General features: G+C 71.0%; 13 protein-coding genes and 1 pseudogene. 5 read left to right on the top strand and 9 right to left on the bottom strand.

The window, feature by feature from the left end; all coding sequences use genetic code 11:
- Positions 1-43: 43 nt before the first annotated feature.
- Together xynC and AQJ54_RS34730 are read right to left on the bottom strand one after the other, a co-directional pair.
- Positions 44-1,285 (bottom strand): glucuronoarabinoxylan endo-1,4-beta-xylanase XynC, encoded by a 1,242-nt coding sequence (gene xynC / locus AQJ54_RS34735; protein ID WP_248845495.1) that lies wholly within the window; start codon positions 1,283-1,285, stop codon positions 44-46.
- 465 nt (positions 1,286-1,750) lie between these two features.
- Entirely contained in the window at positions 1,751-3,064 is a 1,314-nt protein-coding gene (locus AQJ54_RS34730; protein WP_062244236.1) for an alpha/beta hydrolase, read from the bottom strand.
- Between the two features lie 205 nt (positions 3,065-3,269).
- On the opposite strand from AQJ54_RS34730, the pseudogene AQJ54_RS46980 reads away from it, so the two are divergent.
- Positions 3,270-3,526, top strand: a pseudogene (locus AQJ54_RS46980) (ADP-ribosylglycohydrolase family protein); the annotation flags it as partial.
- A gap of 23 nt (positions 3,527-3,549) precedes the next feature.
- Here AQJ54_RS46980 and AQJ54_RS45830 read toward each other — a convergent pair.
- On the bottom strand, positions 3,550-3,687 hold the full coding sequence (locus AQJ54_RS45830) for a hypothetical protein (protein WP_159055592.1): 138 nt from the start codon (positions 3,685-3,687) through the stop codon (positions 3,550-3,552).
- A 270-nt stretch (positions 3,688-3,957) separates the two neighbouring features.
- Here AQJ54_RS45830 and AQJ54_RS34725 point away from each other — a divergent pair, with 270 nt between their 5' ends.
- Both AQJ54_RS34725 and AQJ54_RS34720 read left to right on the top strand, forming a co-directional pair.
- Positions 3,958-4,740, top strand: coding sequence for an MEDS domain-containing protein (locus AQJ54_RS34725; protein ID WP_062244233.1), 783 nt, complete (start codon positions 3,958-3,960; stop codon positions 4,738-4,740).
- A complete protein-coding gene (locus tag AQJ54_RS34720) occupies positions 4,737-5,708 on the top strand; it encodes a sensor histidine kinase (RefSeq protein WP_062244229.1) in 972 nt (323 codons plus the stop codon). Before AQJ54_RS34725 ends, AQJ54_RS34720 begins: the two co-directional genes overlap by 4 nt.
- Positions 5,709-5,814: 106 nt before the next feature.
- Here AQJ54_RS34720 and AQJ54_RS34715 read toward each other — a convergent pair whose 3' ends face one another.
- The gene (locus tag AQJ54_RS34715) at positions 5,815-7,539 is read right to left on the bottom strand and encodes an acyl-CoA dehydrogenase family protein (protein WP_062244227.1); all 1,725 of its coding nucleotides are present in this window, start codon (positions 7,537-7,539) and stop codon (positions 5,815-5,817) included.
- A 64-nt stretch (positions 7,540-7,603) separates the two neighbouring features.
- Positions 7,604-8,185 carry a PadR family transcriptional regulator gene (locus AQJ54_RS34710; protein ID WP_062030959.1) on the bottom strand — a complete coding sequence of 194 codons (582 nt, stop codon included), beginning with the start codon at positions 8,183-8,185 and terminating at the stop codon, positions 7,604-7,606.
- Between the two features lie 186 nt (positions 8,186-8,371).
- Between AQJ54_RS34710 and AQJ54_RS45295 the strand changes: the two genes are divergently transcribed.
- Together AQJ54_RS45295 and AQJ54_RS34700 are read left to right on the top strand one after the other, a co-directional pair.
- Complete coding sequence (locus AQJ54_RS45295) at positions 8,372-9,046, top strand: hypothetical protein (RefSeq protein WP_169808260.1); 675 nt, start codon at positions 8,372-8,374, stop codon at positions 9,044-9,046.
- Between the two features lie 40 nt (positions 9,047-9,086).
- Positions 9,087-9,818: a YcnI family copper-binding membrane protein gene (locus AQJ54_RS34700; RefSeq protein WP_062244224.1), complete on the top strand. Its 732-nt coding sequence runs from the start codon at positions 9,087-9,089 to the stop codon at positions 9,816-9,818.
- 69 nt (positions 9,819-9,887) lie between these two features.
- Here the strand turns inward: AQJ54_RS34700 and AQJ54_RS34695 are convergent, their stop codons facing one another.
- From AQJ54_RS34695 to AQJ54_RS34680, 4 genes are read right to left on the bottom strand one after another with little or no spacing between them, the layout of a single operon-like run.
- Entirely contained in the window at positions 9,888-11,423 is a 1,536-nt protein-coding gene (locus AQJ54_RS34695; RefSeq protein WP_062244221.1) for an ABC transporter ATP-binding protein, read from the bottom strand.
- Positions 11,420-12,280 (bottom strand): ABC transporter permease, encoded by an 861-nt coding sequence (locus tag AQJ54_RS34690; protein ID WP_062244218.1) that lies wholly within the window; start codon positions 12,278-12,280, stop codon positions 11,420-11,422. Before AQJ54_RS34690 ends, AQJ54_RS34695 begins: the two co-directional genes overlap by 4 nt.
- Positions 12,277-13,281: an ABC transporter permease gene (locus AQJ54_RS34685; protein WP_062244215.1), complete on the bottom strand. Its 1,005-nt coding sequence runs from the start codon at positions 13,279-13,281 to the stop codon at positions 12,277-12,279. Before AQJ54_RS34685 ends, AQJ54_RS34690 begins: the two co-directional genes overlap by 4 nt.
- Positions 13,266-14,819, bottom strand: coding sequence for an ABC transporter substrate-binding protein (locus tag AQJ54_RS34680; protein ID WP_062244212.1), 1,554 nt, complete (start codon positions 14,817-14,819; stop codon positions 13,266-13,268). Before AQJ54_RS34680 ends, AQJ54_RS34685 begins: the two co-directional genes overlap by 16 nt.
- Between the last annotated feature and the right edge of the window lie 201 nt (positions 14,820-15,020).

Below are 15,020 nucleotides of genomic sequence, written 5' to 3'. Positions count from 1 at the left end.
GGGTCCTTCGGGACCCGGGCGGCGGGGGTGCGCAGGGGATGCCTCACCCGGTCACGAACGTCGTCAGGCTCCGCGCGGGAAGTTGCGCGGTGAACGACCCGTTGGACACGGTGATCCGGCTCTGTGCGGCGAGGTTCCTGCTCCCGTCCGTCAGCCAGGAGGACACGCCGGTCGAGGCGTTGTTGACCAGGGTGAACTGCTGACTCACCGACGAGGTCCCCTTGTTGACGGCCACGATGACCAGGCGCGAGCCGCTTCCCCTGTACGCCGAGAGGTAGACGTTGGACTGCGGGTTCGCGGTCACCGCGATCCGTACGTGCCCAGGGCGGACGTACTTGGCGAAGTGCGCCATGGCGGCACCGCGCTTGCTGATCTGCCCGTCCTCCCGCATGGGGCCGTAGCCGCGCCGGATGTACCACCACACGTACGCCTGGAACTCGGCGTCCACCAGCGCGCGGTGTACGTGCTCGCCGACGTCCAGGGCCTGCGGCCAGAGGTCGGCCGAGTCACTGCTGTTGGGGTAGTAGACCTCGGTCATCCACAGCTCCTTGCCCGCCCCCTTCTGCTTGAAGAGGGGGTAGGGGAAGTTCTGGAACGAGGTGCCGTACAGGTGCGCCCCGAGGATGTCCATGTTGGCCAGGGCCGCCGGGTCGTTGAGGATCGGGTCCGAGAAGCTCTTGACGTACTGGAAGGACTCGGGCGCGATGACCTTCGTGCTGATCGAGCCGGCGTTCTCCCGCAGGAACCTGGTCATCTCGGCCGGGGTCCACCACGTCCAGTCCTGGGCGTAGTCGGGCTCGTTCTGCACCGAGATGGCGTACAGGTTCACGCCGTTGTTCCGCATGAAGGTGACGAAGTCGTTCAGGTGCTGCGCGTAGGCGCCGTACATGGAGGAGCGCAGTCGCTTCGCATTGGTCTGCGAGCCGTGCGTGAAGGTCTCGACCATCTGCGCCGGGGGATTCCACGGGGAGGCGAAGACGGTGGCGCCGAGCTCGACCGCCCGCTTCGCCGTCGCGACCTCGCGGCTCCAGTTCGCGCGGTCCTCCGAGACGAAGATTCTCAGCACGGAGAACCCGAGCTGTCCGTCGCCGTTGCCGAAGGCCGTCTCCCGCTGCGCGGCCGTCAGGTCGCCGATCCACAGCGGGTGGTTCATGCCGCCGAACCCCCGGATCGTCTGCCGGGTCGCCGACGGGTCGACGGTCACGGCGGCCGCCGCGAGGGACGGGCTCCGTGGCGCTCCCACGGCCGGGGTCGTGGTCGCGGCGAGGACCGGGAGGGCGCCCATGGTCGCCAGGACTGCCCGGCGACTGGGGGATTGTGGCTCTGTGCTGCCGGCGGGGATCTGTGGCCCTGTGCTGCCGGAACCGCTCCGGTGCGACGACATTGCTCCTCCTGCTGACTCGGCTCTGACGGGTGCTTTCTCGTCCGCGCCTCGCTGACGCGACGATCTCTCGCAAGAGATCGAAAGTTTCGTCGCGTTGTCGTGGAACGGCGCCCCGGCAGGGGACCAAGCAGGGGTTGTCGAGCGGGCAGGGGGCGCGTGGGGGGAGAGGAGAGCGCTGTGTGGCGCGTGGCGGCTCGGTCGGGGGTGTGGGAGCGCTCCCTCGGGTGCGAATGTTTCGGGCGGCGGACCGATCGTGTGGTGGTGTAGGGACCGTAGGGTCACCCCCCGCAGCCGTCAAGACTTCGGGGGGCTTCCCGTACCGCCACTACAGGCCAATGCTGTTGATCGGCGTCGCGCGCGGGCCGCTCAGTGGGCCGGGCGCGACGAGGCGGCGGGCTCCCGCGGTTCGGTGCCCTCGGCGCGCAGCGGGTCGTGCTTCGACTTGGACCCCGGCTTGGGCGTGCCGTCCGCCTCGGTGGTCCGCTTGGGGTGGACCCGGGGTACGACGTCCTGCGGGAACGTGAGTTGGTCGTTCATCCACGTCAGCGCGGCCGGCATCTCCCGCACCCAGGTGGGGAAGTTGTGGCTGCCGCTCTCGGGCAGTATCGACACGACCCGCATCGGTGCCTTGACCGCCTTGATGAAGGCCTGGGTCTGCGGGTAGCCCTTCTCGCCGTGCTTGCTGTTGGCGACCAGGACCGAGACCTGGGGAGCGGGCAGGTGCTTCAGACGCCACATCAGGTCGTGGCCGTCGATGCGGGCCTGCCGGCCCGGGCCGGAGCCGAACAGGTTCCCGGTCGTGGGGTCGTCCTTGACCCGGTAGTCGGGGGAGAGGGCCGCGGCCGTGGTGTAGACCCCGGGGTTGCGCATGGTGAGCTGGAGGGCGCAGCTGCCGCCCGAGGAGTACCCCATGACGCCCCAGGAGCCGGCGTAGTGGCCGGCCCGGTAGGCGGACCTGATCGCCTGCGGCAGGTCCTTCGCGAGGAACGTCTCGGTCTGCGGACCGCCGGGGACGTTCACGCACTCGGTGTCGCGCGGCGGGGCGATCGTGGGCCGGATCATCACCATGATCGTCGGCTGCATCTTGCCCTGGTGCTGGAGTTCCCCGGCGGTCTGCGAGACACGCAGATGCTGCGCGAGGTTGAAGATGCTGCCCGGATAGCCGCTGAGCGCGACGATCACCGGGAAGCGCATGCGGTGGTACGCCGGCTGGAAGTACTGCGGGGGCAGATACACGAACGCCGGATCGACGACGCCGGTGCGACGCCCGATGATCTTGACCGACTCGACCCGTCCGGTGACCGCGGGCGGCCCGTCGGGGAGCCCGCTGACCTGGTTGAGCTGCGAGTCGTGGAAGGGCTGTACGAGGGCGCCGTGGACGTCGCTGATGCCGGTGACCGCGTCGCCGCCGCCTCCCATCGCCTGCGTCACGCCGACGGGAGCGGTGTCGCCGTTGCCGAAGAGTTCGTTCCAGGAGCCGAAGAACTGATACGAGGAGTTCACCCCGCACGCGAACGCCGCGACGATCATGAGCTGCGTCACGCCGATGGCTCCGAGCCGCCCCAGTACATGCCACAGCCCCGGTTTCGCGAAGCGAGGCCACAACCAGACCAGCAACGCGACACACAGGGCGGCCAACGCCACCAGCGTGTAGACGGTCGTTCGACTGGTCAAACCCATGTCAGTCCCTGACTTTCCTGGCCGTGCAAGGTTCCTATGCACAGAAGGAGGGACAAAACGCGGTCGGCGTTCCCTTGAAGGTGTTCTGTGTGCGTATTGCAGGCAAACATCACCCATCTGGCCGGAACGGTTCGCTGGGCGGCGATGAAGAGGCGTAGGCACGCGGTGGAAGGGGGGAACGTGCGCGTGGGGGCGGGTGGAGCGGGTGAACCAATTTCAGCGGGTTGCGGGTGCCCTCGTCGGGTTGGCGGTGGATGACGCTCCGGGCGGTCCCTTCGAGTTCGGTCCGCAGGCCGCGTTCTCCCCGCGGTTTCCAGCGCCCGGTGCCAGCGGGTAGGTGCGCGGGGTCGGCGGCTGGGACCCCGGCGAGGCCACGGACGGCACGACGGCTCCTTGATGCGGGCGTCGACCTCCGCGGTCCACTTCGCGGCGGCCGGTCGGGGAGCCACGACGGACGCGGCCCCAGCGCAAAAGGGGAACGGCTCTCAGGGGCGCGGCATCCCGAGAAGCAGCACGGTCACCACCAGCAATACCGGAATGGCCAGCGCTACAGCTAGCCCGGCAAGGCAGCCCCACATGGTCAGTCGCCGGCTGGCCCTGGCGTAGTCATCGTCCTTCGACACGTGCACAGTCAACACCAGACCCCCGGTCCGCCGAGGCCCCTCACCTCGGCGCTTGCTCCTTGCCCGGACGCTGCGCCGGTTGCTCCTGTCGATCAGTGGCGCCGGGCGCCCCCATTCGGCGATCGATACACCGCGGCCGCTCTGCTCGTCCTGGACCTCATCGAGCTGCGACCCCTTTCCGTCAGGTGTGCCACCAGTTGCTTCGGGCAGGAGGGCAGGAGGGAAGACGTGCCGTTGAGTAGGGTGAACATGAGGTGAGGGGAGGTTGGGGTGCGAGCGACGCGCACGTTGGCGGCACTCGACGAGGTCGGCTCCGGTGACCACGTCCTGCAGCTGCTGGATCCCGCGGACGACGTGTGGGACCGCAGCAGGGCCTTCGTCTCGGACGGTGAACTCTTCGGCGACAAGGTACTGATCGTCGGACCGCTCACCCGCACCACCGCGGCCTTCGCCCCGGTCGTGCTCGACCCCGCCCGGCTGAACGGCTCCCTGATCTCCGCGGTGCGGCGCGAGGCCGCGAGCGCGGAGCGTGAGGGATACCGATCGCTGCGTGTCCTGCACCACGTGACCTGCGACGGGCCCCCGGTCGACGCGGAGCAGCTGTTGCGCAGCGAGCTCGACCTCGAGGAGTTCGCCGCGGACAGCGGTGCTCTGGTGGTCTGCGCCTATCAGTGCGGTCAGGAGAGCGCGCCCGCGCCCGAGCGGGCGACCTGCGTGCATCCGCAGCACCTGGGCGGCCGTCCGGCGTCACCCGCCTTCCACGTCTACCGGACCGGCAAGGACGGCTGGACCCTGACCGGGGTCGTCGACGCCGAGGGCGCCCCCGCTTTCGGCGCCATCCTGCGCACCCTGCTCTCCCAGGCGGCGACGGTACGCCTGCTCTGCCACGGCCTGGACTTCCTCGACGCCGCCGGAATGAGTTCACTCGCCGACGCGGCCCGCTGCCTGCCGGACCGCAAGGTGGTGCTGGAGGGGACGAACAAGACCGTACGCCTGGCCTGGGAGCTGACCGGCTTCGCAGACCCTTCGATTCCGGTGGTGATGACGCCGTGACCTCCTCCCCTCCCCGTACCGACACTCCGCCCCCGGGTGAGGGATACCGGCACGAGCTGTACCCGTACCGTTCCGGGGAGGAGTTCCTCGAGGGCACCGTGGGCTTCATCCAGGAGGCGCTGGACGGCGGCGAGGCCGTGGTGGTGGCCGTCCCCGAGAGCAAGGCCACCCTGCTGCGCGCCGAGGTCCCCGACGACGGAGCGGTGCAGTACGTCGACACCAGCCCGCTGGCGCACCATCCGGGGCGGCTCATCGGGGCCTGGCAGGAATGGATCAGGGAGTACACGGCGCAGGGGCGGCTCGTTCGCGGGATCGGTGAGTCGCCCTGGGCGGAGGCCCGCTCTCCCTCCGAGGTGGAGGAGCTGCGCTACCACGAGTGGCTGCTGAACAAGGCCTTCGCCGACGGCCCGGCCTGGTGGCTGCTGTGCCCGTACGACCTGGCCGGTGAGCAGGCGGCCGTCGAGCAGATGGCGCGCTGCCACCCGGAGATCCGCGCTGACGGCCGCACCACACCCTCCACCGACTTCGACCCGCAGGCGCCGTTCGACTTCGTCCCGCTGACCCATCCCTGCGATCCCTACGACGAGTTCGCCTATTCGACCGGTGACCTTCCCGCCCTGCGGGACAAGATCACCGCCTGCGCCGAACAGCTGGGTCTGCAGGGTCACCGGCTGCGCGAACTCCACCTCGCCGCCACCGAGGTGGCCGCGAACAGCATCCGTTACGGCGGCGGCCAGGGCGTCCTGCGCACCTGGACCGAGAACCGCCGCCTGGTGTGCGAGTTCTGGGACGCCGGCTACATCAGCGATCCCCTGGTGGGCCGCTCCAAGCCGCCCCACACACAGATGGGCGGACGGGGACTGTGGCTCGTGCACCAACTGTGCGACATGGTCGAGATCCGCTCCACCCCGAAGACCGGCACCACGATCCGCCTCCACACCGAACTCCCGCCCGACGGGGCCGTGTAGGGCGTCGGCGAAGCGGCGCCCTCGCCGACGCGGTCGTGCGGCGATCGGTCGGCGGCGAGCGACAGGGCTCCGCCGTCCGACCGATTAGGGGTACAGCTCAGGGGTCCTACTGGGCCATCTCGTACGCGCCGGACAGGGACTCGACCCGCTGCCAGACCCGCTCGGTGCGTTCGGGCGCTACGACCGGCCGCCGGACCGCGCCCAGCGCCCACTCCTGCTGTTGCGGGGTCGCCGAGTCCTTGCCGTGCAGTTCGACGGCGTGGGAGGAGAAGTCCCTGACGAGGACGGCGAAGAGTTCGTCGAGCACGTCTTCGTCGAGACGGGTGAGGCGGGCCTGTTCCAGGACGAGCTGGGCGTGGACGACCAGCGCGAAGAGCTGACCGACGGCGAGGAGGAGGTCGAGGTCGCGGCTCTGCTCCTCGTCCGGGGCCGCGGTGGTGACGAACTCGCAGAGCGCGTCGGCCTGTTCGCGCAGCCGGGCCACGTTCGGCAGGTGCGCGTACGCCTCGAAGGCCGGACGCCAGTCGTGGAAGCGCACCGAGCCCAGACCGCGAGCCGGCCCCTGCCGGAACAGGAAGGAGTCGTCGGCCGCGTCGAGACGGGTCGGCACGTCGGGGTAGGACGCCGGGTCGAGCAGGTGGCTGCGCATGAACTTCAGGATCAGCGCCAGGTTGACGTGGACCGTGCCCTCCAGCTTCGGCAGCCCGCGGATCTCCACCGCCGCCTGGGCGAAGTAGTTGTCCTTCTCGAAGCCCTTGGCGGCGATGACGTCCCACATCAGGTCGATGACCTTCTCGCCCTCCGTGGTCACCTTCATCTTCGTCATCGGGTTGAAGAGCAGGTAGCGGCGGTCCTCCGGCCCGGCGCTGCGGAAGTAGTCCACGGCGCGGTCGCTGAACAGCTTCATCCCGACGAGCCTCACGTAGGCGTCGGTCAACTCGCGGCGCACATGCGGGAATGCGGTGACGGGACGGCCGTACAGGACACGGTTGTGGGCGTGGGTGACCGCCTCGTACATCGCGTGCTCGCAGATGCCGATCGAGGCCGTGCACAGGTTGAACTTGCCGACGTTGACGGTGTTGAGCGCCGCGTCGAAAGCGGTCCGGCCGGTGTGCAGGACGTCCTCGGCCCGTACGGGATAGTCCTCCAGGCGGAACTCGCTCACGAACTTGGACGAGTCGACGACGTTCTTGACCAGGTGGTACGCCGGGTGGCGGCTGTCGGCGGCGAAGAACACGTAGCCGTCCGGGCCGTCCACATCGGTGCGGCGGCCGAAGACGGAGACGAGACCCGCGGCATTGCCGTTGCCTATGTAGTACTTGGAGCCGGTGGCGCGGAAGCCGCCGTCACCGTCGGGCTCCAGCAGCATGTCGGTGGAGTAGATGTCGGCGCCGTGCGTCTTCTCCGACAGACCGAACGCGAACACCTCACCCTGGGCGAGGAGTTGGGCGGCGCGCTCGCGGGCGGCGGCGTTGTCGCTCTGCCAGACGGGGCCCAGGCCGAGGATGGTGACCTGCCAGGCGTACCAGTAGTCCAGGCCGTAGAAGCCGAGGATCTCGTTGAGCGCGGCGATCCTGGCGGTGTCCCACCGCTTGTCCGCCTCGCCTGCACCGGCGGCGGAGGAGGGGGTCAGGAAGGTGGCGAACAGGTTCTCCTTCGCGGCGAACCCGAGGAAGTCACCGAGCCACGCGCGCGTGCGGTAGTCCTCGATCAGCTGCCGCTTGCCCCGCTCCTCGAACCAGTCGACGGTGGCCCGCAGCAGGCGGCGCGTCTCGGCGTCGAAGTGCGCGGGGTCGTACGTGCGGGGGTTGAAGAGGAGCTGGTCGGCCATGGTGAGGACTCCTAGGGAGATGGGGACGTCGGACAAAGGGAGAGGTCTGGGGACTTGGGGTGCGTCAGCGAGCACGGCCGGCCGGGCCGAAGCGGGCCAGCGTGGCGAGCACGTCGTCGAGCCAGCCGATCATCATCCGCTCGTAGGCGATGCCACCGCGCAGGACGACGTGCTGGAGCTCTGTCTCCGCGTCGAGCGGTGTGTCCGGCGGCGCGGGTTTCGTCCCGGGCGCGGGGAAGTCGCGCTGCTCACCGGCCAGGTAGTGCGCGAGCCGGTCCCGGTGTGCCTGCCGGTGCCGCTCCACCTCCTGGATCAGGGCGGTGGGGTCGTCGAAGGCGGCACCGCGGATCTTCACCGCCAGGTCGTGGCGAACGCTGTCGGGCTCGATCGGATCGTGCAGCCACGAGGACAGTGCGGCCCGGCCGAGGTCGGCGACGGAGTACTCCTTCTTGTCCGGCCGTCCGTGCTGCGGGACGTCACGTGCGGCGACCCAGCCGTCGTTCTCCATGCGCTTGAGCACGCGATAGATCTGCTGGTGGGTCGCGGTCCAGAAGTAGCCGATGGACCGCTCGAAACGCCGGGCCAGCTCATAGCCGGACCCGGGCTTCTCCAGGAGCGACACCAGGATCGCGTGTTCGAGCGCCATGCCGACGATCGTGCTATGCAACTCGTTGCATAGCAAGTCCGACCGGTGCCGATGCGACATGGCTCACCCCGAGTCCGGCCGCGGAGGCCCAGGCCCGTGTCGGACGGCGGGATCTGAACGATGCGCACGTCCGCCCCGTAACAAGGACGCCGGGTCGAACACGGAAGGCCGCAGGTGGTGATGCGCATGCGCGAGCGAGGAGACACGTCGTCCCACCGCGCTGTCGCGTCCGCCGGCGTGCGGAGTCTCCGCGCGGCCGTGTTCGCCGTGCTCTGCGTGCTGTTGGCGGCCGGCGGGCACGCCCTGGCCACGGGGATGGCCCCACCGGTGTGGAGCCAGGTCGCCGCAAGCGTTCCCGTGTTCGTCGCGGGCTGCGCGCTGGCTGGGCGGGAGCGGTCGTTCCTCGGCATCGGCGGCGCCACGGTGGCGGCCCAGGGAGGCTTGCATCTCGCCTTCGACGCCCTGCGGCCGAATGCCGCGACCGCCGCGCACTCCGGGATGCGCACGGCTTCCACGCACGCCGGCATGCGGATGGCCCCACCGCACACGCTCACCGGGCACGCACTCGCCGCGCACGCGCTCACCCCGCACGCCACCGCCGCCCACCTCGCCGCGGCCGTCGTACTGACCTGGTGGCTCAGACGCGGTGAGGCCGCGGTGTGGTCCCTGCTGCGGCGGGCGGTGGCCTGCGTGCCCGGGCTCGTCGCCTGGTGGTCTTTGGTGAGGGACGGGCGGGGCAGGCCGACCCCGCCCGGGATCGTACGCCCCGCGGTCGGGGAGGCATGGTCGCCGCGGCCCGTACGGCTGCGTCACGCCGTGCACCGGCGGGGACCGCCGACGGGGATGTCGTACGCCCTCTGACCCGACATCCCTTGCAGCACGTACGGAGATCCACTCAGCCATGTCCACCGCACGCACCACTCTGCGCCGCGCGGGCGCCGCAACCACCCTCGCCGCTGTAGGCGTCCTGGCCGCCGCCGGCGTCGCCTCCGCGCATGTCACGGTCCACCCCGAGAGCTACGCCAAGGGCGCCACCGACGGTGTCCTGACCTTCCGTGTGCCCAACGAGGAGGACACCGCGAGCACCACGAAGGTGCAGGTCTACCTGCCCACCGACCATCCCGTCCTCGGCGTGCTCGTCTCCCCGCGGGACGGCTGGAGCGCCAAGGTGACGACCACCAAGCTCAAGACGCCGGTCAAGACCGACGACGGCACCATCACCGACGCCGTCTCCGAGATCACCTGGACCGGCGGCCGCATCGGGGCCGGGCAGTTCGAGGACTTCGACGTCGCGTTCGGGCAGCTGCCCGACGACACCGGGCAACTCGCCTTCAAGACCTTGCAGACCTACTCCGACGGCAAGACCGTGCGCTGGATCGAGCAGGCCACCGCCGGCGACGACGAGCCGGAGAACCCGGCGCCGGTCCTGAAGCTCACCGCCAAGGACGCCGACCCGGCCGATTCCGTCCCGGTCACCGCGAAGAATGCGGTCAGCGGGACCCCGTCCGCGTCGAGCAGCGACTCGACGGCCCGGGGGATCGGCGTCGCCGGACTGGTCGTAGGCGTGCTGGGGCTGGGGGCGGCGGTGTTCGCGGTCCTCCGCGGACGTTCCGTGGGATCGCGTCCCGAGTAGCGCACCCGCATCGACTTGGGCCGACCGGGTGCGTCCTGCTCGGGATCTGCACGCCGGTCGCCCGTCACGTCAACCGCCGAGCAGTGTCCCCGTGGCCAGTGCCGTGGTCACGGGGTGGGACGGCGAGGTGAACAACCGGGTCGTGGGGCCTGACTCCACGACCCGGCCCTCGGACAGCACGGCGAGGGTGTCCGTCCGGTCGGCGACCAGGCGCAGGTCGTGGCTGACCAGGACCAGGGACAGGCCACGCCGGTCACGCAGGTCCGTGAGCAGGTCCATGACGGCGACGGTGGTGTCCGCATCGAGTGCCGAGGTGACCTCGTCGCAGAACAGCACATCGGGGTCGGCCGCCAACGCCCTTGCGATCGCCACGCGTTGACGCTGACCGCCGGACAGTTCGTGGGGGTAGCGGTCGGCGAAGGCGGCGGGCAGGCCGACCTGGTCCAGGAGTTCCAGCACGCGGTCGGCGACCTCGGCGCGGGCGGCCCGGCGGTGCAGCAGGAGCGGTCGGCGCAGAGCGGCTCCGACGGGCCGGCTGGGGTTCAGGGTGCCCAACGGGTCCTGCGGCACGAGTTGGAGGCGGCGGCGCTGGTCGCGGGAGCGGCCGTGCGCCGAGGGCGCGAGGCGGGTGCCGTCCAGGCTGACGGTGCCCGCGGTGGCGCGGTGCAGGCCGACGAGGGTGCGCAGCAGGGTCGTCTTGCCGGAACCGGAGGCGCCGACGACGCCGAGGCTGTTTCCGGCGGCCAGAGAGAGATCGATGCCGTGCAGCACGGGGACGCGGCGGCCGCGGTGCAGATGCGCGGCGTGCAGACCCGAGGCGACGAGGGCCGGCGGCTCGTCGTGGGGTGCCTGCTCGCGCGGGGCGGGTGCGGGGCGGGACCGACGGTCCGTGGGGCGCGGGCCGGTCAGGTCCACGACGTCGTCGGCGAGCCTGGTCACCAGTTCCGGGTCGTGGCACGACAGGCCGATGGCTATCCGGTGGTTCTCCGCGAGGTGGCGCAGGAGGGCGGCGATCTCGTCGCGCAGGGCCGGGTCGAGTCCGGCCGTGGGTTCGTCGAGGAGGAGGACCGCGGGGCGGCGGGCCAGGGCGCGGGCGAGCGCGACCCGGCGCTGCTGGCCGCCGGAGAGGCCACCGATCCTGCGGTCCGGCAACCCGTCGTCGACCGGCAGGCGGACTTCGGCGAGCTGGGCCCGGATCGCCTCGGGACTTTTGTCCACGGCGACTTCGGCGAGCAGGCGCCGCACCTTCATGCGCGGGTTGAGGGCGGAGCCGGGGTCCTGGCCGACGTAGGCGAGGCGGTGGCGGCGCAGGGTGCGCAGGGCCGGTGCGGGGAGGTCGAGCGGGTCCTGGCCGAGGACGGTGACGCTGCCCGCGGTGCGTTCGGTGCCCGGCGGCAGGGCACCCGCGACGGCTCGCAGCAGGGTGGTCTTCCCGCAGCCGGAGGGGCCGACGACCGCGGTGATGCGTCCCGGGGCCAGTTCGAGGCCGGCGCGGTCCAGCAGGAGTCGGCCGTTCGGTGCGGTCACGGTCAGGCCGGTGACCCGGACCGTGCTCTCCCCGTCCGCCGTCCGGCCCTCGGAGTACCAGTGGGGCATGTGGTTCACAGTGCGGTGACCGCCTTCCGGCCGGACGGGGGGACGAGCGCGGCGGCCGCCAGATTGACGCTCAGGGCGAGCAGGCCGATGGCGACGCTGGGGGCGAGGACGGACCAGGGGTTGAGGACGATGCCGGCGGAGTTCTCCCGGATCATCAACGCCCAGTCGGCGGCCGGTGGTTGAGGCCCGACCTGGAGGAACCCGGCGGTGGCGACGAGGTACACGGCGGCCACGAAGCGCAGCCCGAACAGGGCCAGCAGGGTGGCCCGCAGGTTGGGCAGCACCTCCCGCACCACCAGGTGCCCGAGCCGTTCGCCGCCGACTGCCGCCGCCTCCACGTACCCGGAGGCGGCCACGGGCGCGGCGGCCCCGGCGACCAGGCGCACCGCGTACGGGACGCCCAGGACGACCGACGCGGTGACGACGGCGAGTCGTCCGCCGTCCGGCCAGGAGAGGGTGACCAGCAGGATGCCGAGCACGGCGGGCAGCAGCATCAGCACGTCGGCTGTGCGTTCGACGATCCGTCCGAGGGCCGGGCGCAGCGCGCTGACCGCGCCGAGCACGGCGGCGATCGCGGTGACCAGCACGGCGACCAGGAGCGAGGTGACGACGAGCTCGCGTCCTCCGGCGAGGACACGGCTGAGCACGTCCCGCCCCAACTGGTCGCCGCCGAGCGGGGCTTCACCGCCGGCTTCCGCGTACGGCGCGACGACGGGGGCGTCGATGGCGTGCGGGGCGAGCCAGGGTCCGGCCAGGGCGAGGGCGGTGAGCAGCAGGGCCGGCAGGACCCGGAGGGCGACTCGGAGACGGGCCGGGCCGAGGGCCGCTCGGGCGGGTGTTTCCGGGGGTGCGGTGAGAGCGGTCATGTCCGGCCTCCCGAGGCCCAGGCGCGTACGAGGTCGGCGAGCAGCAGCACTCCGGTGATGACGGCTCCGGTGACGGCGACGACCCCGGCGATCACGGGGCTGTCCCGGTCGGTGACCGCTCCGGCCAGGACCGAGCCGATGCCGGGATAGTTGAAGATGGTCTCCACCACGACCGCGCCGCCCAGCAGCATGCCGGTGGAGGTGGCGATGCCGGCCGCGACGGTGGGCAGCGCACCGGGCAGCAGGTGGTGGGTGAGGATTCGGTGCCGGGGCAGCCCGTCGAGGACGGCGGTCTCGATGTGCGGGGCCTTGGCCTCGTCGGCGAGTGCGGCCCGGACGATCCTGGTGTTCCAGCCGATCTGCGGGACGGCCAGGGCGAGGACGGGCAGGACGAGCATGCGCCAGGAGGCGGGGGAGCCGTCGGCGTCGGTGAGGGTGACGGCGGGCAGCCAGTCGGTCCACAGCGCGAAGACGAGGACGAGGGCGACCGCGACCACGAACTCGGGCAGTGCGAGGATGCCGGTGGCGCTCGCCGACACCGTACGGTCGATCCCGCCGCCCGGCCTGGCCGCCGCCCAGCAGCCGAGCGCGACCGAGACCACGAGGGTCACCAGCAGCGCGAGCCCGCCGAGCAGCAGGGTGTTGGGGAACGGGTGGGCCAGCAGGCCGGCGACCGGTTCCCCGCGTGCGGACGTGCCCAGGTCCCCGGTGGGGAGGCCGGTCATCCAGTCCCAGAACCGCTCCGCCACCGGTCGGTCCAGGCCCAGCAGTCGGCGTCGCGCGGCGAGGTCGGCCGCGGTCTCGCCGCGTTCGGAGGTGGCCGTGGCCGCGTCGCCCGGCAGCAGTTCCACGGCGGCGAAGACGGCGGCGAGCAGCACGGCCAGCAGCAGGAGACGGCGAGCGACGACACCGGCCGCGTACAGGGCCGTACGGACGGCAGCCGGAACCGGCCGGGGCCCCGAGGCCGCGGCCGGTTCGCCCCCGGTCAGCGTGCCAGCCATGCCTGCTCGAGCTGGACACGCCCGTAACCGGGCAGGGTGGGCAGGTCGCGCACGGCCGCGCCCGCGAGGTCGATGCCGTCGGCCATGCCCCACAGCAGATAGCCGGACCGGTCGAACTCGATCCGCTGGAGCTCCTGGAGGACCGTGGTGCGGGCCGCAGCGTCCTTGGTCCCCATGGCCTTCCTGTACGTGGCGTCGAACGCGGTGTCCTTCCAGCCGGCCTCGTTCTGGCCGGAGTCGGACACCATGGTCTTGCTGGCGAAGAACACCACGGAGTCGTTGGTGCCCCAGTAGGTCGTGTACAGGTCGCCCTTGAGCCAGGTCTTGTCCCAGAAGGTGGCCGACTCCTGCTTGACCACCTCGACCTTGACCCCGGCCTCGCGGACCTGGGAGGCGAACAGGGTGGCCGATTCGGCGAGGCCCGCTATGTCCTCGGTGGTCAGGAGTCGGTAGGTCTTCGAGGTGTCGAATCCGGCGTCCTTGAGCAGCTGCTTGGCCTTGACCAGGTCGCGTGCCCGCTGCGGGATGTCCTTGGCGTAGGCGGGGTCGCCGGTGCCGAGGATGTCGTTGGCGACGGTGCCGTAGCCGGACAGCACCTGCTTGACCATGGCCTCGCGGTCGACGGCCAGCCGCAGAGCCTCCCGTACCTTCGCATCCGCGAACGGTCCGTCGGCGGTTCGCATGACCATGGGCATCGCCATGTCGTTGGGGCGCCTCACGATCTGGATGTCGTCCCGTGCCTCGGCCGTACGGGCCGCGACCGCGCCGACGTTGGAGGCCACGTCGATCTGCCCGGCCAGCAGGGCGTTGGCCATCGCCTGCGGGCTCTCGAAGATCTTCACCTCGATGGCGTCGAGGTGCACCTCGCCGCCGTACCAGTCCTCGTTGCGGACCAGGCGGGCGTTGCCGGAGCGGAACCAGTCCAGTTTGAAGGGGCCGGTGCCGGGGGCCTTGCCGAGGTCGGCGTCCTTGGTGTCCTTCTTCAGGACGAACGTCGTCAGGCGGGTGAGCAGGGGGAGTTCGGCGTTGGCGTAGTCGGACACCAGGACCACGGTGTCGTCGCCCTCCGCCTTGATGTTCTCGGCCTTGATGCCGGGCAGCCGGGAGGCACCGGAGGGGGTCGCGCGCAGCCGCTTGAGCGACCACACGACGTCGGCGGCGGTGACCGGTGTGCCGTCGTGGAACTTCGCACCCTTCGCGAGGGTGAAGCGCCAGGTCTTGAGGTCGTCCGAGGCCTGCCATCGCGCGGCGAGGCGGGGGAGGGTGTTCGGCTTGGTGCCGGGCACGGTGAGGGTGTCGTGGACCAGCGAGATGATCAGGTAGTCGCTCTCGTTGGCCTGGGTGCCGTGCGGATCGCGGGTGATGGCCGAGGCGCGGCCCAGGGCGCCCACCCGGAGGGTGCCGCCGGGCCGGGGCTTCTCGTTCCCCTTCGCCGGCGACTTGGCCGAGGACTCGCCACCACCACCGCAGGCGGCAAGCAGCATGGCCGCGCCTGTTGTGCCGCCGGCCCACAGCACTTGTCGTCTGTTCAGGTTCACGTCGTACGACCTCGTTCCCACTCACACGGCAGATTACTTAGGTGTGCCTACCCTAAGAAGATCGCCGGTGCAAGTCCCCGGCGAAGACTTCCCCCATCTCTGACGATGCGTCACATCGGCGCACAGGGGCGCGAAACGGCGCACGTGAGGCACGGATCGCCCGTCGGGAGCGATCGAGAGAGGTGAGGCTTGCCTAACCTA

Origin of the sequence: Streptomyces griseorubiginosus, from assembly GCF_001514195.1 — a bacterium.
Lineage (GTDB): Bacteria > Actinomycetota > Actinomycetes > Streptomycetales > Streptomycetaceae > Streptomyces > Streptomyces griseorubiginosus.
Note: the sequence above shows the minus strand (reverse complement) of the source record. Positions and strands in the feature narration are given on the sequence as shown.